Genomic DNA, 21841 nt, shown 5'->3' on the forward strand with positions numbered 1-21841 from the left:
ACGTCAGCCCTGGCGCACCAGCATCGCTTGGGTGGGATCGTAGACGTAGTCGGTGATCGACCCGTCTTGAATGCGCCTCACGGCCTCGTCGATGACGTGGAGCGGGACCAAGAACCACTCGCGGGGCTTCACCGGATTGCCGAAACGATCCTCAATGGTGAGCTCCAGGCGAGCACCCTGGAAAATCCGATGGAACAGGTTCTCCAGCCGCATACGATTGAGGTTGGACAGCTTGTAGGTGGCCACCACCTCGACCTTGGCCAACATGTAGGTCGGGTCCTTTTCTGCGTTGGCAATTCGGGTTTCGACCTTCCCACCGGTGATGCCGATCTTGTGGATGAGCTCGCGGTGCTCGACCACGTAAGAATTGTTGGAGAGGCTGCGCAGGACGTAGATCGTGCCGTTGACGATGTCGTCGGGCTCCAGCGTGCCCCCGAACAGTGGACCGTGGTCGTCGTCGGTGATGCGCCGACCGGTCTCGTCCTTATAGAGGGCCCGCTGCAAAGAGCGCTCCAGCAGATCGCTTTCGGTGCCGTTGGAATAGATGACCCGGAGCCTGGCGTTGGATTCCCCGTTGGGCGTGCGCACCGGCTCACCCACCTCGGCGACGTAGGCCATCTGTCCTCCGAGGATGAAGAAGTTACCCTTCTCCACGCTCGCGTCCCTGCCGAACCGCAAGGTCTTGCGCAGGCCCGACTTGAGATCGCCTTCCACGCGCTCGAAAAGTGGTGCAAAACGCTCGAAGTCCGGGCAAGGAGTGCGACTGGCGATATCCTCCAGGGCCTTGCGCTCCTCAAACGAGCGCACGTGGCGCAGTTGGGTGATGTCATCCTCACTCGCGCCTTCGACCACACCCAACTCGGCCAACAGGGCATCATCGTCCAAGGCCTCTCCCTGCTGGGTTGTCACCAGACTGGGAGCCTCCTGGAGCAATCCCCGGGTGTCCAGCGGCATCAAAAGTGGGTGAGTGTCACTGAGCGCCCGAAGGCGATCCAAGCGCACCGCAAAGAGCCGCTCAAAAATGTCCCGCTCCTCGCCGTGCTGCGGTGTCCGCCCGTGCTCCTCCACGAAGCGCAGTATTTCCTCGAACCCCGCGATCAGGCGCTCTTCCTGGGCCGTCCTTGCTGCCGCCTTGATGGGGGTCAACTCAAGGCCCAGCTCGGCCAACAGTGCTTCGTCTTCGTCGAGATCAGCCATTGCTGCCTCCTTGAGCCTCAGCCGCCTTGCGCTGCTGAACATGCTTTTGCAACGCCACAACGCCCTCGGCCATCTTGCGTTCCCACGGGTCGGGAGAATTGATGTCAGGGACCCGGAGCTTCTCAGCCTTGAACGCCCTCGCTCGAAGGGCGAGCGCCTTGGCTTCGTCGTAAGGAATGGCCACGCGCTTGGCCGAAATGCTGGCCTGCACCTGGCGCAGGATCTTCTCGTCCATGGCCTTGGCCAGCACCGCATAAGCCGCATCAAACGGGTTGATTCGGTCGATGAGATCGATGTTCAGATCCTTCACGTTGACGAACTTGCGCACCCCGTCGATGAGCGATGTGTTGCCCTGCTCACCTTTCTCGTCGTCCTCGGCCAACCGCTGCTTGGCCTGCTGCGTCACGTTAAGCGCAGCGATGGCGTGCTGGCGGATCGCTTCCTGATCTTCCGCCGTCAGGTCGGGATAGCGGTCGCGCACGATCTTGCCCAGCTGGACCTGGGTGAGGTCCTCTGGGAGCGTATTTTCCTTGTCGAACAGGCCCCGTTCCACAGCCGTCCGGTCCTGGATGAACGTGGTGATGACCTCGTTCAAGTCTTCCCGGCAGATGCGCGCGGCCTCAGGCGATGCGGGCATGGCGAGCCCCCCGATTTCCACGTGCACCTGACCGGTGGCCGTGTTGACGCCGACGTTGTTGCCACCTTCCTGGTAACCCTCGTCGCCGTAATCGAACCCTTCTTTCTTGCCGGCATTCTTGGGGGTAAATTCAAAGCGTGGGGCCAGCACCTGCTCCATAAGCAAGCTCGCCGCGATGGCCTTGAGGGTATCGTTCACGGCGTCCACGACCGCGGCCTCGTCGGCGGCGGGTTCGGCGATGAGGTTGGTGAACCGGGAACGTTCCTTGCCTGGCGCATCGCGAGTGGCCCTGCCAATGATCTGGACAATTTCCGTCAGGCTGCTGCGGTAGCCGATGGTCAGGGCGTGTTCGCACCAGATCCAGTCGAACCCCTCCTTGGCCATGCCCAGGGCGATGATGATGTCGACGTGGTCACGGTTGTCCTTCTGCGCCGGGTCCTTCAGTGCGGAGAGAACCTTGGTGCGCTGGCCGGCGTCGGTGTCATCCACCAGGTCTGCGACCTTGAGCACCCGACCATCCGACACTTCGATGTGATGGAACCCGGTCACGGGGTCCAGCCCCTTCCAGGTTCCCAACCGCGACATGATCTCTTCAACCTCGCGATGCTTGTCCTTAAGGCTCTCGCGCGCGTTGACGTTGGGAATATGGACAATCGTCTTCAACGCAGGATCCAGCACCTTCATGATCGCGTCCAGGTAACGGCCGGTGTAGAAGAAGTAGCCGATGTCCAAGGACTTGAGGTAGGTGTAGCCGTTGAGCTGCTCGTAGTAGGTATACGTCACCGTCTCAAAGCGGGCCTCGTCGGACGGAGACAACACAGCCACCGTGTCGCCACGGAAATAAGACCCCGTCATGGCCACCACGTGGACCTGCCCACGAGCAATGAGCTGCCCCAACTGGCTGCCCAGCTTGTTGTCCGGATTGCTGCTGACGTGGTGGAACTCGTCGATGGCGATCAGGCGATTATCGAAGGCCTCGATACCGTATTCGTCCACGGCAAAGCGGAAGGTCGCGTGCGTGCAGACCAGCACCCCGTCCCCGCTGGCCAGGAACTCGCCAACGGCCTTGATCTTGGACTTGGCGACCTTGCCGTTGTCTTCGCCCGGTGCGTTGCAGAGATTCCACTGGGGCTGGACGATCCAGTCGGACCCGAAGCCGTGCTCGCTCAGCTTCTCGTCGGCGAAGCTGCCCCCGATCGAGCGCTCGGGCACCACGATGAGAGCCTGCTTCAACCCCTGGTTCTGGAGCTTGTCCAGCGCGATGAACATCAGGGCACGCGACTTGCCCGATGCCGGCGGCGACTTGATAAGCAGGAACTGTTCGCCGCGCTTGGCATAGGCACGTTCTTGCATGGGACGCATGCCCAGCGCGTTGACCTTGCTCGACTCCCCCGTGCGAGCAGCCGTGATGGACACGGACGGCACGGTTCGCTGATTGGTCGGATTCGATTCCATGGTCATTTTGCCCTTCCCCCTTTCTTGGGCCTGGTCGGCGTGGCCGTCATCTTGGTGTAGAGATCGAACAGCTTTTCCAAGCGTTCGGTGTCGTTTCGGAACAATCGGCCGATGTAGATGCGCTCGAGGACTTCATCGTTGCGCTCATGAGCCGCCCTCAATTCCTCGGGCATGAAGTCTGGGTTCGGCTTCTGGCCTCGCTCCGGGTCATACAAGTCGGCAATGGAATTCGGGAAATGCGCCTCCCGGGCCAACAGGATGGCTTTAGCGCACTCAGTGAGATCCGCCTTGTTCTGCTCTGTCAGCACAGGGACCGGGAAGGTGTTCCACCCCAGCGTGCTTGAGTAGCGGTAGTCGGTCTTAATTCGGCCACATACCGCAGCAACCCACACGAGATGCATCTTCGACGACAGAAGCGCGAACGACCACAATTCCGCATCGAGCATCGCAAACGCGCCGTCTGCCACGATAGCTCCGCGATTGAACATACTCACGGGCAAGTAAGGACGGGTTTCCGCGGAGTGCCTTGGGACCAGGATGACCGTTTCTTCGCCAGTCTGCCTAACCTGTTGGAACGCGTAAGGGGTTTTGGCGCCGGCCTTGGTCAATGCCTTGTCGCTCTGACTGCGCATCTCCACTACTCGGGTGGTGCGAAGCTTGATGGGCGCAAGCCCCATCGCTTCATCGGCTTCGTCCGGCGTGATCCAGAGGCAATACCGCAGGTTGCCTTGAATCGTGTCATTTGCGCCCAGGAACTGACGCACATAACGGGCGGCGCGCGGCTCTGCATGGACCAATGCCCGCGCCTGCTCGGGCTTAAGAAGCAGGTGGCCACCATCGGCCGGCTTGCTGCCATTGAGTATTTCGCCAATGGGAGACAAAGGTTTGGACGAAGCGGAAATGTAGATGTCACGGAACGGGATGAGGTAGGCATTAATGTTAGCCACCTCCCGCTTGGTGATCACGTCGTCTTCGTCGGACTGGAAAAGCACCGGGTTTGTGCCGTCCCGCTCCCCCAGACCAACGATGATGACCGTCACTCCGGCATTCTTCGCGGCGAGATTGCGCCACTTGAACGGCGTGTAAGCAAAGCGAATGCGGAGGCCGTCGGCCAACAGTAGCGGCCACAGTCGAGCTACTTGCTCCCCTTGGGTGATGGAACTGGTGCTTACGAACGCACACGAGGCTTGGGTGGCCCGCGCGTATCGAGCAAACTTGTAGAACCACCCGCAAACGTAATCCAGAGACTTAAAGCTGTCGGTCACGTTCCCGAACAGCGCCTCCATGTCCGCCTTCTGCTGATCGTCCTGCTCGGTTCCGCCCTTGTAAGGAGGGTTTCCGCAAATGTAGGTTTCACCGCCCTCGTTTTCGAAATCGATTTCGGGCTGGTCAGTAGGGGCCGTGAATAGGTCATCGCCCTGGAGGCTGACCTCCGTGCCCGTGGGCGGGCATACGGACAACCAGTCGATTCGCAAAGCGTTGCCGCAGGTGATCCAGTTCTTGCTATCAAGAGGAAGCACTGTAGCCAAGGCTTGCTGTTGACCCCGGTAAAGCACATCGCACTGGAACTCGGCGATGATGAGCGCCAGGCGTGCGATCTCGGCCGGGAAGTCATTGAGCTCGATGCCGCGAAAGTTGTTGATCGGGATGTCGGATTTTCGATCCTCTTCGCCGCGCCGACGGTTGATCTCTGACTCGATCTTGCGCATCTCCTTGTAAGCGATCACCAGGAAATTTCCCGACCCACACGCCGGATCGAAGACACGGATATGCGCCATCCGCCGCCGCAAACCAAGCAACTTAGCTTTATTGTCCCCGGAACTCTCCAGCTGCGCCCGCAGACTGTCGAGAAATAGCGGATTAAGCACCTTAAGGATGTTGGGCACGCTTGTGTAATGCATTCCCAACGAGCCGCGCTGCTCCTTGTCAGCCACGGCCTGAATCATCGATCCGAAAATGTCCGGATTGATTTGACGCCAATTCAGTTCACCAATCCGCAGCAGATAGGAGCGAGCCGCTCGGGTGAAGTTGGGCACATCGGTATTGCCCGAGAACAGCCCACCATTGACGTAGGGGAAGACCTGCGCCCAAACCGGAAGCTTCGCCGCAGCTCGATCGGACGCCTGAAGGTTCATCGCGTCGAACAAGGTTTTCAACACCTCATGGGTGTTGGAACCGTCCGGCGCGGTCATCTTGTCCAAGGTGCGCGTGAACTGCCCATCCCCGTCGAAGATCCCGGTGTCCTCAGCGAAGAAGCAGAAGATGAGGCGGGCCATGAAGTGATTCATGTCCGAACGCCGCTTTTCGGTATCCCATGCCTTGTTGTTGGTCAACAGCTCCACGTAGAGCTTGTTCAACCGACCCGTCGCCCGAACGTCGATCGGGTTTTCCTTGATCTCCTGGATCGTCGTGATGCCCGCGAACGGCAGGAAGAAGCCGAACCGTTCGGCCAGCTCCGATACGGAACACGCCAACGGCTCTCCGGTGGCCAGATACTCGGCTTCCAGAGCGTCCCCATCGGTGGCCAGGACCAACTTGACCTTGTTTGACGCGTTCTTCGGACTGGCCTTCAGGGCATCCAGGGTTTCGCGCACGCGGCCGGGTTCGCACACGGCCAAGTGGATGTGGTTCCGCTGAAGAACTGCGCCGGGAAGGTCCGAGAAGTTGGTGCCCCCGGACCCAACTTTCCGCAGGCGCTTGAGGGTGACTTCGTTGTTGCCGAAAGCAGCCAGGAACTGGAACGGAAACTCAACCGGGTCAAAGTCGGCGATGGCCAGCTCAGAGATGGCCTCTTCAATCTCGACCGCATTCATGCGACGCGACCTGCACTGACAACCATGCCGTGAACGGCAAGTCCAATGGGGCGGTGGGACTGTCCCAAGGGGGTGCAAAAACGTGGCATCCGGTGATCTCGTAAGGCAGGCGCCTAGTATCGTTCAGCCAAAGGATGCAGGGCCAGTTTCGCAGGCGATGAGACAGCTCAACCCTTTGTTTTCCAAGGGTTGGCGGATCACTGGCAGGCCAGCGACACCACCGTTTGCGCAGACCCAAGGTCTGCCGGCAACTGGGCCTTGCAGACCTCCGTTACCTCGACCACTTGCCCCGGCTCCGGGTGCTGAAGGTATAGCGCCCCATCGAAGCCCACCTGGGTGGTCTCCCGCGGGGTGGTGGCAACCGTGCCGGGCGGGATGGCAGCGCCGGTCAGGGTGTAGGAGCGCGCGGTTTCAGTGAGCACCGGAAACGCCACGTGCATCCCGGCCTGGCGGCCCGCCATGGCGCTCCTCTCGGTCTCGCCCACCTGGGTGCCCAGGGGCAGGGCCTTGTCGTCGATGCGCACCGTGGTGGGCACCAAGGCCGCCACATCGCCCGTCACCAAGCGGCCCTTGGCATCGGTCTGGCCCACCACGCGGCCGCCCACCCTGACGGGCACGTTGGGCTGGCCCGGCACGTCCACCACGGCGAAGCCCTGGGGCGCGGGTCGCAGGAACGTCACGCCCTTGCGGTCGATGTGGACCGCTCCGCTGTAGCCCCCGCTGACGTAAGGCACGCCGTGCCCGGTGCCGGCGTCGAGGCGGGCCATGCCGGCGTCCGTGTTCCAGGAAGCGGCGGCCCTCACCTGATTGCCGCGCTCGCCCCGCTCCACTTCCGCGGCCACGCTGACCGGGGTGTCGCCGACGGTGGGCCGTCCGGAGTAACGAAGCGCCAGGGCATCGGCGTTGGGCGCCGAGCGTGCCCTCACGCCCACCCGGTTGGTCCCGAAGGCGTAGGTGTAGCCCGCCTCCACGCGGGTGTCGCCGCGCCCGATGTCGCGTAGCACGCTGGCGCCGATCTGATGAGGCCCCTCGCGCCAGTTCACCCCCACATCGGCGAAGGTTACGCGGGCCCGGTCGGTCGTCAGGTCGGTGTAGCCGGCGCGCAAAGATAGGTCGCGGCTGGGTCGCCAGAACAAAGACGCGCGGGTGCGCTCCTTCACGTCGGCCGCCCGTTCGGGACGCAAGCGCCAGTAGTCCTCGTTGCGCTCGTGCTCCAGGCGGACGCCGAAGGTGGGGCCGCGGTAGTCGTAGGCGGCGGCCACGCGCTGCCCGCCCCCACTGGATCGACCCACTTCCAGATCGAGCGTGCCCAGGGTGCCCAAGGTGGTGGTGGCGCCCAGGGCCAGGTTCGAGTTCCCTTCCCCATCGGCTTGCGCGTTCGTGCGCAGGGTCCAGCGATCGGAGGCGCCCCAAGCCAGTGAGGCGCTGGCGCCGGTCTTCCCATAGCGGTTTTCGTCCTCGCGCACTTGGCCCACAGCCACGTCCCAGGTGGTGAGGCCTGGGCGCAGCAAGGTGGGCGCGATGTAGTAACGCTGATCGCTCACCACAGCCTCGCGGCCGAATCGGTCGCGCACCACCACTTGGGCCTGGTTCGCACCGGCCGACAACGGGCTTCCCTCGACCACGAAGGGGCCACGCTCCACGTCCCGCTGGAGCACCCGGGCCTGGTTGGCCATGACCTCCACGGTTCCCGGATCCAACGCCAAGCCGCCCAGCGTGGGGATGGGATACGTGGGCGTCGTCGGGTCGAGGGCCTTGGGGTCCTTGGCGATGCGCACGCCGCCCAGGTTCACCACCGCCGATGGCGGTCCGGTGAACACGTCGCCGGCTTCGTAAGTCACCAGCCGTGGCAGATCGTCCTTCTGCCAACGCGTGATGCCGCGTCGATACTCCCCGCCCCGCGTTGAATCCACGTTGAGCTGCCCGGTGGTGGAGAGCACGCCCCACCGTCCGGCGGTGCGCACCTCGTGGGACAGGGACGCGCCCTGGGCTTGTTCGGTAGCCCGGCCGGACAGCGAGTAATTGATCAGCACACCCGGCGCCGCGGGCGAGAGTGAACCGGTGGTTTCGTGGCGCTTGACCGATTGAACCGGCGCGCGATCGGGAGGAATGGTGATGGCCACGGTGGCGTCCTCTTCCTTCACCGCCAGGACCACGCCCAACGCTTGAGCAGACAGCGGACCGCTCTCGCCTTCCTTCAACACCACGCCCAAGGCAGACCAGGTGGTGGCATCGGCGAACCACTGGCCCTGCTGCTGCCAGAAGATGGCCGGCTCCTTCGCAGGTTTGCCGCCAACGGTGGGGAGCAGCACGTTGGGCTCCACGCCCTGGGGCACAGCAGCGCCGGCCGCGTGCGCAGCCAGGCAAAGCGCGAGCAGAACTCCCCAATGGCGCATGGATGGCTCAAGGGGTGACGGTGAGCGTGACCGACTGACCGTTGACGGTCAGGGTCAACGCCGAGGCGCGGTGCTCCGGCTTGAGCGGGATGTCCTTGCTCAAGCCCGGCAGCACCCACCCCAGCGCGCCTTCGCGCCACGACTGGCCGGAGGACGGCCCAATGGTGGTCACGCGCGCGGCGGTGGTGCCGGTGTTGGTCAGGCGGTAGCCGGAACCGTCCGGCGACAGCGACGCGGTCAAGCGAACGTCAGGCGTCGAAGCTTCAAACGCCAGCGGCAGGGAATGATTCACAAGCAGTGAAACACTCGAGCGCCCACCGTTCTCCACGGGAGGTGACGGCAGCTGCTTGAAGATGACGCGGTAGTAGCCCACCGCCCCACTTCCACTGACCCTCACCACCCGCACCACACGCCGCCCTTTCGGAGGAATGGAGATGATCGATGGCGAAGCCAGCACATCACCGGTATTCACCAGCTGGTCGACTCCATCTTTCTGCAGCCACTGGTAGGCAGTGACCTGATAGCTCACCGGCATGTCGTCTGAATTGATCAGCGTGACCGCGTGCGCTTTCGTGGAGGGTTCGCCCAGAAGCGCCGTCGGAGTCAAGGACACTTGGGAAGCGTCTGCGGAGAACGAGAGCAAACTGAAAACTAAAAGAGAGAAGAGAAAAACTAACGATCGCATGGAGGTATCTCCTGTCGGGGGATACCTTTCAAGCTAGAGACGATCCACGTTTCGTCAACCCATACCCACTCACAATGAAAAGCCCCGCTGGTGCGGGGCTTCTCGTCGTGCAGATCGAGTTTCGATCAGTTGTAGGTCAGGGTGACCTGGACAGTGTCACTGTAAAACCCGTTGGGCGCCTTGTTCGCTCCTAGGAAAGCGATGGAGTAAGGCATGAACTGCCACTCGCCATTGCCGACCCCGGAAATCTGGTCTGCGCCCGTGCCCCAAGTTTCACCACCCACCATATCCCGGTGGAGAGAGTAAGCCAGGAAAAAGCCAGGGCCAGACAGACTGCGGTGATTTGGGAAATCAGCGTTCAAACCGTAGTTCAGCCCATCACCGGGGGCAATTTCGTAAGCGGTGCCGGTATTGCAGCGAGCGCCAATGCCCGTCGGCGACGAAGCCACCTGCGAAAGCGAGAGCGAGTTGATGTCCAGGTTGTCCAGCGGAGAGATCTGCAACTGGCAGCCGGGAAGAACTTGGCCGTTGATGATCAGGTTTTCCGACACCTCGTCGGCGAACACAGGTGCAGACATTGCGACCAGGGCGATGGGAAGGATGGAACGGAGGATGGACTTGCGATTCATGGGTATCGGCTCCTTGTTAGGAATGTGAGTAGGGGTGAGTGGCCCGACGTGGACCATCCCTCTACCGATACCTGGAATCGGTGAGTTGGCAAGGGGTGGTCACACCCACCCCCGTGCGGCTATCGATACGTGCGAGGTTCCCGCGACCACCAGGTGGTCCAGCACCCGAATGTCCAGGAGTGCCAGCGACTGCTTCAGGCGGGCCGTCAGGGCGCGGTCGGCCGCGCTGGGCTCCGGGTTCCCGCTGGGATGGTTGTGAAAGAAGATGACCGCCGCGGCGTTGTGATCCAGGGCCTGCTTGGCCACGATGCGGGGATGGACTTCGCAACCGTCGATGGTGCCTTGGAAGAGGTGCTCGGTTGCGATGATGCGGTGGCGGGTGTCCAGGAAGACCACGCCGAACACCTCGTGCGGGAGTCCAGCGCAGCGGGTCTTGAGGAAGTCGGCGGCGTCGCTGGGGTCGGTGATGGCGCCTTGGCGCTGCAGGCGGCGCTCCAGGATTTGCGAGGCGGCCAGGAGGATGCCCTCCTCGTCCATCGTCAACTGATATTGGGCCCGGATGTCGTTCGCTCGCTTCATCGTCTTTCTCCGCCGGCGCGGGGTGCGCCTCGTGGGAACCGGTTGGCGAAGCGATCCAGCTACTCCCGCACCCGGGAGCGAGCACCGCCAGGCGCGCAGCGAAGGGCCGAAACACCGTGGAGGAGGCCTGCCCTTGCGGGAGGGGCAAGCGGAGCCAGGATTCCCAATGAAGAGGCCACGGCCCAGGTAGAAGCTTGATAAAGCGACCCGACAAATCCAGGACAAAACGTGAGGGATGCTGGACGTATCCTGATGAGCTAGGATCGATCGGATCAAATGGAGTGATCACCGTGACGACGCTGCCGAATACCAAGCTCTTGGTGACTTTGACTCTCGTTGGAGCGGCAGTGGTGTTAACGGGCTCGCTGGCAGCACAGCCCAGCGACCTAAGTGTCGAACGACCACAAGGACGGTCACCCGGCGCTTCCACTCGCTTAGGCATTGGATGGGAAACAACTTCGCTCGTCCTCGAGATGCCCAATGGTGCCCAGTTTGAGTTGCTCAGACCCGTTGATGGTCGTGTCCCAGTGTGCGGCGTCAACGAAGATCAGGGTGGCGGACTTGCCATCTTCTGGCGCAGCGGGAAGGTTGCCGAATACGGTTGCTGGCTTGCACTTCAGAGAGGCAACGATTCCTGGGTTCAGTTTGAAATGAACTCAGGAATTGCCATGAGGATGCCGTTGCGTGCCTTTAGCAAGCGGCCAATCAGAGAATAGCGCCAGCACCAACCATGGTTTGCAACGCCTCATAGGCAGCTCGGGCGTCAGGCCCCAAGCGGGCCATGTCTGACGCCATCGTGGCGAGACGCCGCTGGACGCGACCCCGCGCAAGCATGTCGGCGGGGAGATTCCCGGCCTCGACAAGGACGTGGCAGTCGGCTTTTATCGTGTGAACCGGAACCCTCAATCGCTCGGCCAGGGACTGAACAGACTCCCCCGCGAGCACGCCCTTCTTGACCTCCATTCGGCGAGCCTTGGTCATCGCCCTCACCCGTTCGGTGCCCGATACAGGCGTGAGCCCGAGCGCTTTCAGGTCGGAATGAATGGTTGTGTCAGTGAAGCTGTAGCCCAGTTCCATAGCGAGCGCGTGCGATGCCTCAATGGCCGTCATCCCGGGACGGAACACCTTGGCCAACGCTTGGCGTCGCAGTGCTCGCATGTCATTCATAGCCACACGGTAGGCAGACAAGCTCATGCGCTCATCCCCAGGGTCTGCGAGGACAGGGTGCGCTCCCGCAGGGTGACCAGGTTCCAGGCGCGGTGTTCCTCCAGGTAGTGCTGGAGGCCAGCGTCGCCAACGCACCCATCGCTGCTCACCAAGGGCAATGGCCGGTCATGTAGACCATCCCGCTTCTGGGCGTAGGCCACCTGCTCGGGCTCGCCGTAAGCCAGTCGGTGGGCGTCCAGCAATCTGTCGATGGCGTCCACGTCCCGGCGGTTGACCAGCGATTCGGTGTAGAGGGTCTGGAGCAACGGGTCCCGGTGCGCGTGAACAGGCAGACCCAACGCGTCGTCCAGGAACAGGAGGTCCGAGATGGGGCGAAGAGTGACCGGGTCGGGGCTGGGGAGGCCGTGGGAAGTGGAGCAACGAGCATTCATCAGTGCGTGCTCTGACCTGAGGTAAATCCTGGAGGCGTAGTCCCGCATGACGTGAAGCAGTCTCCGATGTCCTGGCGGGAAATGGGCACCACCCGGGTCTTGCTGCCCTTCCCCACCAGGAACACCTGATCCCCCTCGCGCACGTCCACGTCGGCATCCTGGACGATCGCAACCACGCGTTGGCGGTTGTCGCTCAGATCGCGCACGTAGATTTCGTTGGCGCGCCGACCAGAGAGACCGTTCTGTATGGCCGTGCCTGCTACCCCACCGATGACCCCAGCAGCCACACGGGCGGCGTTGCGGTAGTCCCCGTCCACTTTGCGGGCTGCGCCGTAGCCCACCGCGGCTCCGATGGCCGAACCGGCGTTGACCTTCTTGTCGCTCTTGAGCTGGACGGGACGCACCATAAGCACCCCGCCCAATCGGGCGTCTTGGACGGACAGGGCTTCGGAGGTGCCGAAGCGGCGCGAGGAGCTGTTGTCGGCGGCGAAGGCCGAGGGGACGAGTGCGGCGAGCGCGATGGCGAGAACGATGGGCTTCAAGGGACACCTCCATTTCGTGAGTAGGTATCCCTATGCATAACTCGAATTGGAGAACCCGCAAGGGGCCACCCTTGTGGAGTTTCTAAGCGAACCAGATAATCGGGTGACTACCACTAAGGAAGGCATCCGTGGCATTTGATCGAGACCTTTGGTCTGGCACCTACGACCGCACCCATTTCCCACACTTCCCATGCCCGAAGTGCACGAAGGGCCGAGCAAGGCACGATGGAAAAGCTGTCCAGATCGCAGAACCCACCTACTCAGCGAAGGACCGAGACCATCCCGACTGGGAGCCGGGCTGGGATGTTGAGCGCTTCAGCCTTCAGCTCACTTGCGACAACACCAGTTGTGGTGAAGTGGTTGTGGTGTCCGGTGATACGTCACTGGTTGAGTATTACGACCATGAAGAAGATCGGTGGGTCTACTTCTCCCATTTGCGTCCACGCGCCATGTTCCCCGCTCCGCTCATCATCGACATCCCAACCCAAGCTCCCCGAGATGTTCGTGACAACATTCGCCTTGCGTCTTCACACTACTGGTTAGATACGAGCGCGTCGGCCAACCGATTGAGGGCCAGCGTTGAGTTCTTGTTGGACTTCCTCGAGATCCCTCGGGAAACCATCAACGCGACCAGCGGAAACACTAGGCGGCTGGATTTGAATGCCCGTATCGCACACTACGAACAGTTGAATGCCGAGCACGCCCCATCTCTGACAGCACTGCGGATGATTGGAAACCTGGGTTCACATGGGGAAGACGTTCAGCAAGAGGCCATTCTGGATGCTTTTGAGATCTACGAATACACGCTCGACGCGTTATGTGGCCAACGCAAGGACCGCATCGAGGCACTGAGGCAGAAGTTGATCTCCACGAAGGGGAAATACACCTAGCGAATCACGCGATCATTGCGTGTTCCCGACGCTTTGGTCGCGCACGCTCTTTGGAGCAAGCCTTTTCATCGTTAGGTTTTTCAAGCTTCTGCTGATTGGCCGCCACCGGCTGCCGTTCCTGCTCCACCTTCGGCAACGGTTCGTGGACGAGCTCAGGGACCTTCAGGAAATCCACCACTCTTTCAGCCGCGGCCGCGGCCCGGAAAAGCTCGCGGGGGTCATCGCGGAGGATCTGGATCCAGTGCTTGATGTAGGCTGCGTGCTGGGTGGGGTCATGGCCGATGCTCAGGCGCTCGCCCATCAGCATGGAAGACACTTCGGCCACCAGTTCTTCCTTGGCGTAGTCCACGGAGCCGAAGCCGCCCTTCATCGGGCGATTCAAGCGGGAGGGGAAGCCGCTCCAATGGGCCAATTCATGCAGTATCGTGCCGTAGTATCCCGCCGATGAGCCAAAGGTGTGGCGCTCGGGCAAGTGGATGCTGTCGGTCATCGGGCGGTAGAACGCCTGGTTGCCCCCGTCGTGGTGAATCCTGGCCCCGCTGTCCTGAATGACCTTCTCGCAGGCCTGGTGGACTTCGGGCTCCGTCCGCTGCTCCGGTAGAACCAGGGCGGGCAAGCCGTCGATCTGGGAGGCATTGAACACCCTGGGGAAGAACACGTTGGGGTGCGCCTTGGCGATGAGATCAGGGTCGCCGCTCTTCTTCGCTTCTTCGACCGGTGACCAATCCCAATATTCGATGATGCTGGCCTTCTCGCCCTTGCGGACCTGGGCGCCCACGGCAGCGGCCTGCTTGTAGGTCATCCAGCGGTTGTCCTTCACGTCCCAGGCGTTCTGCAGGGCCCAGAGGTGAAGCAAATTGCCGCCCTTGTAGGTCTTGCCGGTGGTGGGGTTCATCGGGAGCCCCAGGTCCATGCGGGCGTCCCAGGGCTGGACGAAGGGGCCGGTGCCCTCTTCCATCTGGCGGATCAGGCGTTCGACGACGTCGCGCGAGTGGCGCTGAAGGAAGCTCTCGTTGGTTGAATCGGACACGACAGGGATCTCCGGGGAGGAAGACGCACCCTGTCGGCGGTGCGGATGGTGGTGGGTGGGTTAATCGTGGAGGGTGACGGCTCGTCCGTGTTCCAACGCGCTCTCCAGCAAGGTCAACACCCGGTCGATGGTCAGCCGGGCATCGGGGTCCCCATCGTCGTCCTGGAGCTGGAGGCGGATGCCGCCGGGGGTCTTCAGGACTACGAAGCGAGGGGACGCCGCCAGGGCGTCCTGGCGATCGAGGGAGGTTTCGTAGAGGGCGTCGGAATGGTCCATGGTTTCAGCATGCGACGGCGTCGGGATTTGGCAAGCCCCGGTCACAAACGCATCCGCTGACGGGGGGCTTCCTGGACAGCGGCTGGCTGGGCCTGAACCTCCTCAAGCGGATTCCAGACCGCGCCGCCGATCACCATGCGGGGGCCGTCGTTTCCTTGGCGCTTAGGAGGTGCCCATTCGTTGACCGTTGGAAGCCTGGCTTCAAGCAGCTGCTGGCGCTTGTGGGCTTCGGCAGTCAACAGGAAAGTGAGAATCTCCTCCCGCTCTGTATAAGACGACGGCCTGTTCTTCTCATTGTCCTCCAGCAGAACGTTGGCCCCGCCGGCGATAAGAACACTTAACAGGTATTTGCTCGTCCCCGTTGCTGCGGCCGCCCGATGGAGCGGGGTTGCTCCATCCTTGACAGCCGCCCTGTTTGAATCAGCCCCGGCTGCAAGCAGCGCTTCGACCACATCTGAGTGGTAGTGCCCTTCTGATGCAGCAACATGCAAGGGGGCTTCGCCATCGCTGCGCGGCTGATTTGGGTCTACCCCAGCCTCCAACAACCTGGCAACGAGTGCATCGCTTCCCTTCAACGCCGCTCTATGAAGGGCACTCAAACCAGATACGTCCGACGAGTTCGGGTCAACACCGGCTTTCAGCAAGACATCCAATACTTCAACAGATGAGTTGGAACCGAGAAGATCAATCGGCGCATCCCCTTCTTTGTAATAAAGATACCGACGTCCTTGTGCGTAGGGGTAATCAGCAATGCATCGGGCATTGGGGTCTGCGCCGGCTTCTATCAGAAGTTCTACTACCTCCGCCTTCTTTGACAAGCAGGCCCAATGAAGGGCAAACGTTCCCCCGATCTCCAGGTTTGGATCTGCGCCGGCCTTCAGCAGAAGTGCAAGCGTTTCAGCATTGCCATGGTAAGCGGCGCAGTGAAGGGGCCCATGGTAATCGGCGGAGCCACTGGGCATATTCCCAACCACATTCTTATTGGGATCTCCTCCAGCAACCAACAGTTTGGAGAGAATACTAGGATCCGAATCCCTGGCCGCTTCAGTCATCGCACTCGGGCTTGGGTTTGCGCCGAATTGCAGCAGCAAAGACACCTTCTCCATATCACTCCGACAAACTGCTTGTGTAAGGGGAGATCGGTCCAATCCATAACAGTCTGAGGCGTTAGGATCTCCACCTGCCGACAGCAACTTGGCGAGTATGCCTACCTGAGCGGAATCCGCGGCGCTGATCATAGAATTGCTGTCAGGTTTGGCTCCCGCTTCCAGAAGTGCCGAGACCTTCGCCAAGTCGTCGGCAAGAATGGCAGCATCAAGGGGCGTGTTGTTATGGGGTCGAGCATTCGGATCCCCACCCGCCGACAACAACTGAACGAGAATGTCAGCATGGGCAGTCTCTGCGGCATTGATCATCGAGTAACTGTCGGGCTTCGCCCCCGCATCCACAAGCAGGGTGACTTTCATCAGATCGTTCGCATCAATAGCGATATCAAGCGCCAGCTCTTCGTCAAGTTCGGCATTGGGATCACCCCCCGCCGACAACAGCTTGGCGAGAATTTCAGCTGAAGCGAACTTGGTCGCATTGAAGACTGCGGAACTATCGGGATTAGCGCCAGCCTCCAATAGCACCGTAACCTTATCCTCCGCCGAGTATGATGAAAAAATGGCGACATGAAGCGGGGTTTCACGTCCAAAGGTGCCGGGAGCGTCAGCATTGGGATCACCACCCGACGCTAAAAGCTTGGCGAGCATGCCAGGTTGATCGGATCTTGCAGCACAGATCATGGAATGACTATCAGGCTTCACTCCGGACGCCAAAAGGACCTCAACTTTATCCATGTCGCCACGCCAGACGGCCTCATGAATCTGCGATATCGAACCAATCTCTGCTTCTGCGTCCATGACCCCTCCATCTGATGTGGCCGAAAGCACCCTCCATCGGAACTGGCAGAGGGTGGCGGGCAATTCGACCTCAACAGGTGAAACCGCCCCTCCCTTTGTTCTACTGCTTCGCGGGAAACGCGCAAGGGGTGCAGAAGGAAGAGTTTTCAGAAGAACTCATCATCTCGACCGCCGTCGTTTTAGTCATAAGCGCATCCTCTGGCGAGGCACTTGCTGGACGGCGACTGATTGCTCCTGGACCTCCTCGCGCGCATTCCAGACCGCACCGCCGATCACCATGGAGGGCGTGCTGGGGCTGCTCAGATGAGGTGCAGCGGATGGGGCCTGGTTCAACCGTTCTTGCAAGTGCTGCTGCCGTTCGGTGGCGCGCATCTCGTGGGCCCGATGGTGGACCGCCCCCTCTTCCACGCCCGCCTTCGCCATGATCGCCCGATCGCGGTCGTTCGGCTCGTAGCCTTGGTTCAACAGAAAGGCCGCGATGTCCATGCCTTGCTGGCCCTTGAGCACACCCACCGCACTGGCGAAGGGTGAGTGAGAGGCGTCCAACGGCGACCCGTGGGCGACGAGCAGTTTGGCCATGTCCAGCGTGCCGGCGTAGTTGAGTGGGATCAGAGCGGTGGCCGAATGGAGCTCGTCCCCGGTGGGAAGTAGGTTCTTCAGGGTTTCGGTGGTTCGATCCTTGGCGCCCACGTCGGCCCCTGCCGCGAGCAAACGTTCGGCGCACCCCAGGTGGTCGGGGCGGTTGGGTGTAATGCAGTTCCTTCCGGCTTGAGCGGCGAGGTGAAGCGCCGTCGTGCCGTTGAACTTGGTCTCCACCACCACGCCGATGTCGAGCTTCAGATAGCCCAGCTTCTTGCCGGACTCGCTCCTGCTGGTGACGTGTTCGATTCGGGCGTTCACGTCGGCACCGATGTCGATCAAGGCCCCCAGTGCATCTTTGGACCCGTAGATCGCCGCTTGGCACAGCGGGGTCCGACCTTCGTAGGCTGGCCGCTCGAGCTCTGCTCCTGCCTTCACCAGGGTGCGCACCACCTCGGGATGGTTGAACCGTGCGGCTTCGTGGAGAGGCGTGTTGTTCGTCTTGTCGACTGCGTCCAGTGGGGCGCCTGCCTCGATGAGCAAGGCGCACACGGCCGGATGACCGCCTTGGGCCGCTTCGTGCAGCGGGGTGAACTTGTCGGCGTCAGCGAAGGCGGGATCAGCGCCCGCTGCCAGCAGCCGGCGGCATTCGTCTAGGTCACCCTGGTTGGCGGCCTGGGCCAGACGGGATTGGAGATCAGGGGAAGTCGTCATGGGGCCTCCACTTCAACGGACGCCACTGACATCTCGTCCTCGGTCACCTCGGGATAGAAGAGGCGATGCACCGCGGCATCGATCTTCCGGCGTTCCTCATGGGTGGCGTCTTCAATCAGCGATTGACCGTAGAGCATGGCAAGTTCCCTGTTCCGCTCGTCCGCGCTCAATGCATCCCACTTCTTTTCCAGGGTTCGCTGATGCTCGCCCTTCTTCTTCTCACTGAGCTTGGGGTCCGTCCCCCAGGGGCCGCAGATCGTCGGGCCCACGCCCGGAACCGGCATCACGGTGACGCTGGCAGAGGGTTTGGTGACAGAGGCCTGCAACAGCGCCCCATTGATCCGCAACCGAACGCATTCTTCCTGCTTGCCATTGACGCGGCGGTTGGAGCGCACCCCGTCGTCCAGGCCCATCTCCTTCAGGCCACGCCAGAACTGGCGACCGGTGAGGAGATCGATGTCGGCCAGCCCCTGGCGGTAGCCCCAGTTCTTGTAGTTCTCGTAGACCTGGCGCATCGGCAGCGTGCATTCGTCGGTTTCCACACGCACCACGCGCTCGGCTTGCGCCCAGGCCATCACCTGGTCACTGCCGTGGCGGGCAGCCAGCTTGGCGGCGCGCACGGCTTCAGGCATGTCCGCATCATTCTCCGAAAGAGCGCGGCCACGGGCCACGATGCGACGGGCGCCTTCGAGCATCCAATCCAGCACCAGCTGCCCTTCCTCGGCCAGGATCTTCTTGACCAGGTCAGGGTCGTGCTCGTGCTGAGGCACCGCCTTCTTCCAGTGAACGACCGTCAGGCGACGCCACACACCGTTGCTCTTGTCCCGGATGAAGGGCGCTGAGTTGGACGTGATGATCCACTTCGCCGTGGAGTGGTAGCTCGCCAGCTGCTTCTGGTTCTTGCGGTCGATGCCAATGCCATTGCCAGACACCATGGTCTTGAACCGGCCTTCGGCCCACTTCTCGCACTCCACCTCGTCCACCAGGATGAGGCTGGCACCGATGAGGGGTTCAAGGCTGAAGCGGTCGCCCAGGGTTTCCAGGTTGCAGCGCGCCACCTGGCGATGCATGGCTTCCACGATTTCTGCCAGGGTGGATTTGCCGGATCCCGCGACACCGTGCCACCAGGCGGCCTGGCTATAGACGCCCGGCAATAGGGTCATGCCGCACTGCTCTTGCAGCAACGCGATCACGTTAGGGTCGTCGTGGGCCTGGCTGAGGAACTTGGCAAAGCGCGAGTCAGCCGGCAAGGACTTGGGCTTATAGGCCTGGCCCTCCTTGCCACCACACGTCACTTTGACCGCGTGGGTCATGCCCAAGGCCGGATCGGGTGCGAGCACGTGGAAGCCGTCGCGGAGGATTTCCACGTAGCCGTCGGCCACCGGCACGATGGCCCGCTTGGCTTGGGTCGGCATGGGGTTCTTCTGGCGCAGCCGCAGGGCGGCCATGTCCCAGCAGTCCTTGGCCAATTTGGGGCTGCCGGCAAAATCGGCGTTGCGGTCGATCCAGTCGGATGCCACGCCCACGCCTTCCGCATCGCTGATCGCCTGCCAGTAGGTGCCGTTCCAGTGGTGGACGATCTCGCCCGTCCCGCTGGTGGCTTGGCACGCCCACAAACGATCGACGCATTCAGTGGTGCGGCGGGCAAAAAGGATGGGGAGAGACGGCGGCTTGCGCTGCCCCTCTCGATCGACCGAGTGGCGGTAGAGCTGCTTGTCCTCTTCGACCTGGATTTTCTGCTTCCTCTGCGACGCTTCAGCACCGAGGAAGCGAGTCGCATCGAAGGGCACGACGTTGGACGAATCGGCGGGCGGAGGGTTGACAGCATCCCCATTCGGAGACAAATTGTTGGTAGACATGTTGTGGTTCCTTTCAAACCCTCACCCTGGCCGGTGGGGGTTTGCTGTTTTGGGGGAAGGATTACGCTGCGCGGGGGAGCGCTTTTTCCAGCACGCGCCGGATGAATTCGCTCTCCGTCATTTCTTCTTCCTCCGCCGCACGACGAAGGCGCTCTGCCAGCGGACGCTTGATGCGAACGTGCTTCTTCACGCTCGCTCGAACGCTGTAAGACGCTGGGGTCGATGGCTGGGGAACGGTGTTCACGGTGACAACTCCGAGAGGTTGAGGGCGTAGGTGTGTCCCACCTGGGGGACACTTCCAATCAACCACGCGTTGAAACTTCCGCAAGCCCCAACTTTTGACTAAAAGCAAAATCTGCGGCCTCTTCACGCAAATATTCCTAACAATGCGAGTGCTGGCTTTCCTCGTGCTGCTGGCTTTCCATTAGCCAGCAGAGATCGAAGACCAGCAGGAAGGCCAGCAGCTGCAACCTCTTGAATCCATATGCTTTGTAGCTCAGAGAAACCCCTCTGCTGGGCTGCTGGGTCAAAATTGAATCGATTTCAAATGCTGAAAAAATACTGAGACTGTTAGGAATAATCTTCAGTGCATGGAGGAGTCGGAAGTTTGGGCCAGCAGGCCAGCAACGCCCTCCTTGGCGATGCATAGCGTTTAGGAATCAAGCGCTTTGCACTGCTGGCTTTCCTGCTGGCTAACGCCTGCTGCTGGCTAAGGGGAAGACCAGCAGCCTCGTTTTCCTGTCACCTTCGCCTCCTTCTATGGTTCCAAGCCCACAATCTCCACCAACGTTCCTGCACAAGAAGATTCACGACTCCTTGCTCCTGACTACTCATCGTTTGCACTCCCCTGATTGGCATTAGCCACCCGTGTCACCCGCTGGATGGCAAAGAACTTTCCGCGCAGCACACCGCTTGCCTGCGCCCTCTGGAGATTGCGTGCAGCCCGCTGGCCGTAGGCCACGAACACCGATCCGGTCGGCGCCGCCGTGCCAGTGCTTCCATCGGGACGCACGAACTTCAGGCGGCCACGGGCGAAGAGGATCGCGGTGGTGTTGGGGTGGTTGAGCACGAACTCGTGCATCCATGCCGGATCCATGTGCCCCGGCACCAGCGCGACGCCGCCACCGGGATGGTTGGCCAGCTTGGCCATCCACTTGTCCATCCCCTTGCCGTAAGGCGGGTTCAACCACACGAAGTCCCGCGACCACCATGCCGTCGCCAAGCCATCCTGACGGGGTGTGATCATCCGGCGGGCCGTGGGTGCCGGCAGACGGGAGGGGTCTTCCGGCGTGCAAGGATCGAGGTCAAACCCTTCCTTGCCGTCCAGCGCTTCCACGATGACCGGCGGGGTATACCAATCGACGGTCGAGTGGTCTTTGTCGCAGGCCTTGTAGCAGGCGGTGGTGAGCCGGGCGGCCTCGGGCGCCGGGAGGCGCTTGGGACGGGTCGCCGTTTTGAGCGGCACAACATTGGTTTTGGGTTGCATGAAAATCTCCAGGCAAAGCTCCGCCAGCACGACTGGATGGCCGCGTTGAAGGAAAGAGAAAGGGATGCGTCAGCTACGAATCAATGCCGACGCGAACAGCGAGCGCGAAATTGAATAGCCAGAAGAGATCAATAGTTGCGTCGCTTTACGACACCAACCCTTCCAGCGCGCTCGTATACCTCGGCAACGCGTGGTTACCGAGCCAGCTTGGACGCGATACGCCTCCAACTGCACCTTCCTGTTGAAGATCAACAACGATCGCCAGGTAGGTCCAACCATCATGGCGCTTCTTAGTCCCGACGTAACTGACAGTGAGCTGATTTGCTTCGGGCGCATCAAGCATTGTAAGCGTGCTGTCGAAAGCTCCACTGAGACCAATGATACTTTCAATCATCGGCTGCAAGTTGAGGAGCGAGATCGTCAACGCTTCTTCGTAGATAGCAAGCGACTCCTTATCCAGGCCGACCATGTAGCTCTTGATCCTGTCGCCAAGAAAAAAGCTGACACCTTCCACCTTAGGCACATGCCGCTTCCACTCCCGCTGCCTTTGCTTCTTGTTCTTCTTGTTCATT

20 protein-coding genes are annotated in these 21841 nt (G+C 61.4%); 2 read left to right on the forward strand and 18 right to left on the reverse strand.

Translation table 11 applies throughout. From position 1 onward, the window contains the following. Positions 1–3: 3 nt before the first annotated feature. From E2F46_RS01500 to E2F46_RS01530, 7 genes are all read right to left on the reverse strand, one after another. Positions 4–1197, reverse strand: coding sequence for a GIY-YIG nuclease family protein (locus E2F46_RS01500; protein ID WP_133320404.1), 1194 nt, complete (start codon positions 1195–1197; stop codon positions 4–6). Continuing rightward, positions 1190–3295, reverse strand: coding sequence for a DEAD/DEAH box helicase (locus tag E2F46_RS01505; RefSeq protein ID WP_207949491.1), 2106 nt, complete (start codon positions 3293–3295; stop codon positions 1190–1192). Before E2F46_RS01505 ends, E2F46_RS01500 begins: the two co-directional genes overlap by 8 nt. Then, positions 3292–6102: a class I SAM-dependent DNA methyltransferase gene (locus E2F46_RS01510; protein ID WP_133320405.1), complete on the reverse strand. Its 2811-nt coding sequence runs from the start codon at positions 6100–6102 to the stop codon at positions 3292–3294. Before E2F46_RS01510 ends, E2F46_RS01505 begins: the two co-directional genes overlap by 4 nt. 197 nt (positions 6103–6299) lie before the next feature. Continuing rightward, the gene (locus E2F46_RS01515) at positions 6300–8414 is read right to left on the reverse strand and encodes a fimbria/pilus outer membrane usher protein (RefSeq protein ID WP_165967317.1); all 2115 of its coding nucleotides are present in this window, start codon (positions 8412–8414) and stop codon (positions 6300–6302) included. Between the two features lie 91 nt (positions 8415–8505). Continuing rightward, positions 8506–9183, reverse strand: a complete 678-nt coding sequence (locus E2F46_RS01520) for a fimbrial biogenesis chaperone (RefSeq protein WP_133320407.1) — start codon at positions 9181–9183, stop codon at positions 8506–8508. 125 nt (positions 9184–9308) lie between these two features. After that, positions 9309–9812, reverse strand: coding sequence for a Csu type fimbrial protein (locus tag E2F46_RS01525; protein ID WP_165967318.1), 504 nt, complete (start codon positions 9810–9812; stop codon positions 9309–9311). Positions 9813–9911: 99 nt separating this feature from the next. Then, a complete protein-coding gene (locus E2F46_RS01530) occupies positions 9912–10391 on the reverse strand; it encodes a JAB domain-containing protein (protein WP_133320409.1) in 480 nt (159 codons plus the stop codon). Positions 10392–10681: 290 nt separating this feature from the next. Here E2F46_RS01530 and E2F46_RS01535 point away from each other — a divergent pair, with 290 nt between their 5' ends. After that, positions 10682–11107 (forward strand): hypothetical protein, encoded by a 426-nt coding sequence (locus tag E2F46_RS01535; protein WP_133320410.1) that lies wholly within the window; start codon positions 10682–10684, stop codon positions 11105–11107. On the opposite strand, the gene E2F46_RS01540 is transcribed toward E2F46_RS01535, so the two are convergent. From E2F46_RS01540 to E2F46_RS01550, 3 genes are all read right to left on the reverse strand, one after another. Further along, the gene (locus E2F46_RS01540; RefSeq protein WP_133320411.1) at positions 11097–11585 is read right to left on the reverse strand and encodes a hypothetical protein; all 489 of its coding nucleotides are present in this window, start codon (positions 11583–11585) and stop codon (positions 11097–11099) included. The two genes, E2F46_RS01535 and E2F46_RS01540, sit on opposite strands and share 11 nt — an antisense overlap. Continuing rightward, positions 11582–11863, reverse strand: coding sequence for a hypothetical protein (locus E2F46_RS01545; RefSeq protein ID WP_133320412.1), 282 nt, complete (start codon positions 11861–11863; stop codon positions 11582–11584). Before E2F46_RS01545 ends, E2F46_RS01540 begins: the two co-directional genes overlap by 4 nt. Before the next feature lie 125 nt (positions 11864–11988). Next, a complete protein-coding gene (locus tag E2F46_RS01550; RefSeq protein ID WP_133320413.1) occupies positions 11989–12531 on the reverse strand; it encodes an outer membrane lipoprotein in 543 nt (180 codons plus the stop codon). Between the two features lie 128 nt (positions 12532–12659). Between E2F46_RS01550 and E2F46_RS01555 the strand changes: the two genes are divergently transcribed. Beyond that, a complete protein-coding gene (locus tag E2F46_RS01555) occupies positions 12660–13421 on the forward strand; it encodes a DUF4145 domain-containing protein (RefSeq protein WP_133320414.1) in 762 nt (253 codons plus the stop codon). Between the two features lie 4 nt (positions 13422–13425). On the opposite strand, the gene E2F46_RS01560 is transcribed toward E2F46_RS01555, so the two are convergent. The 8 genes from E2F46_RS01560 to E2F46_RS01595 all read right to left on the reverse strand — a co-directional run bounded on the left by E2F46_RS01560 (position 13426) and on the right by E2F46_RS01595 (position 21840). Then, entirely contained in the window at positions 13426–14451 is a 1026-nt protein-coding gene (locus E2F46_RS01560; RefSeq protein WP_133320415.1) for an ArdC family protein, read from the reverse strand. 60 nt (positions 14452–14511) lie between these two features. Continuing rightward, entirely contained in the window at positions 14512–14727 is a 216-nt protein-coding gene (locus tag E2F46_RS01565) for a hypothetical protein (protein WP_133320416.1), read from the reverse strand. Positions 14728–14768: 41 nt separating this feature from the next. Then, positions 14769–16631, reverse strand: a complete 1863-nt coding sequence (locus E2F46_RS01570; RefSeq protein WP_133320417.1) for an ankyrin repeat domain-containing protein — start codon at positions 16629–16631, stop codon at positions 14769–14771. 183 nt (positions 16632–16814) lie between these two features. Beyond that, positions 16815–17924, reverse strand: a complete 1110-nt coding sequence (locus E2F46_RS01575; RefSeq protein WP_133320418.1) for an ankyrin repeat domain-containing protein — start codon at positions 17922–17924, stop codon at positions 16815–16817. Next, complete coding sequence (locus E2F46_RS01580) at positions 17921–19783, reverse strand: DNA primase family protein (protein ID WP_207949492.1); 1863 nt, start codon at positions 19781–19783, stop codon at positions 17921–17923. Before E2F46_RS01580 ends, E2F46_RS01575 begins: the two co-directional genes overlap by 4 nt. 61 nt (positions 19784–19844) lie before the next feature. Further along, positions 19845–19973, reverse strand: coding sequence for a ribbon-helix-helix protein, CopG family (locus tag E2F46_RS01585; RefSeq protein WP_133320419.1), 129 nt, complete (start codon positions 19971–19973; stop codon positions 19845–19847). Positions 19974–20609: 636 nt separating this feature from the next. After that, positions 20610–21269 carry a DNA N-6-adenine-methyltransferase gene (locus E2F46_RS01590; RefSeq protein WP_133320420.1) on the reverse strand — a complete coding sequence of 220 codons (660 nt, stop codon included), beginning with the start codon at positions 21267–21269 and terminating at the stop codon, positions 20610–20612. Positions 21270–21414: 145 nt separating this feature from the next. Further along, positions 21415–21840, reverse strand: coding sequence for a hypothetical protein (locus E2F46_RS01595; protein WP_133320421.1), 426 nt, complete (start codon positions 21838–21840; stop codon positions 21415–21417). Position 21841 lies beyond the last annotated feature (1 nt).

Source organism: Luteimonas aestuarii, from assembly GCF_004357985.1.
Classification (GTDB): domain Bacteria; phylum Pseudomonadota; class Gammaproteobacteria; order Xanthomonadales; family Xanthomonadaceae; genus Luteimonas; species Luteimonas aestuarii.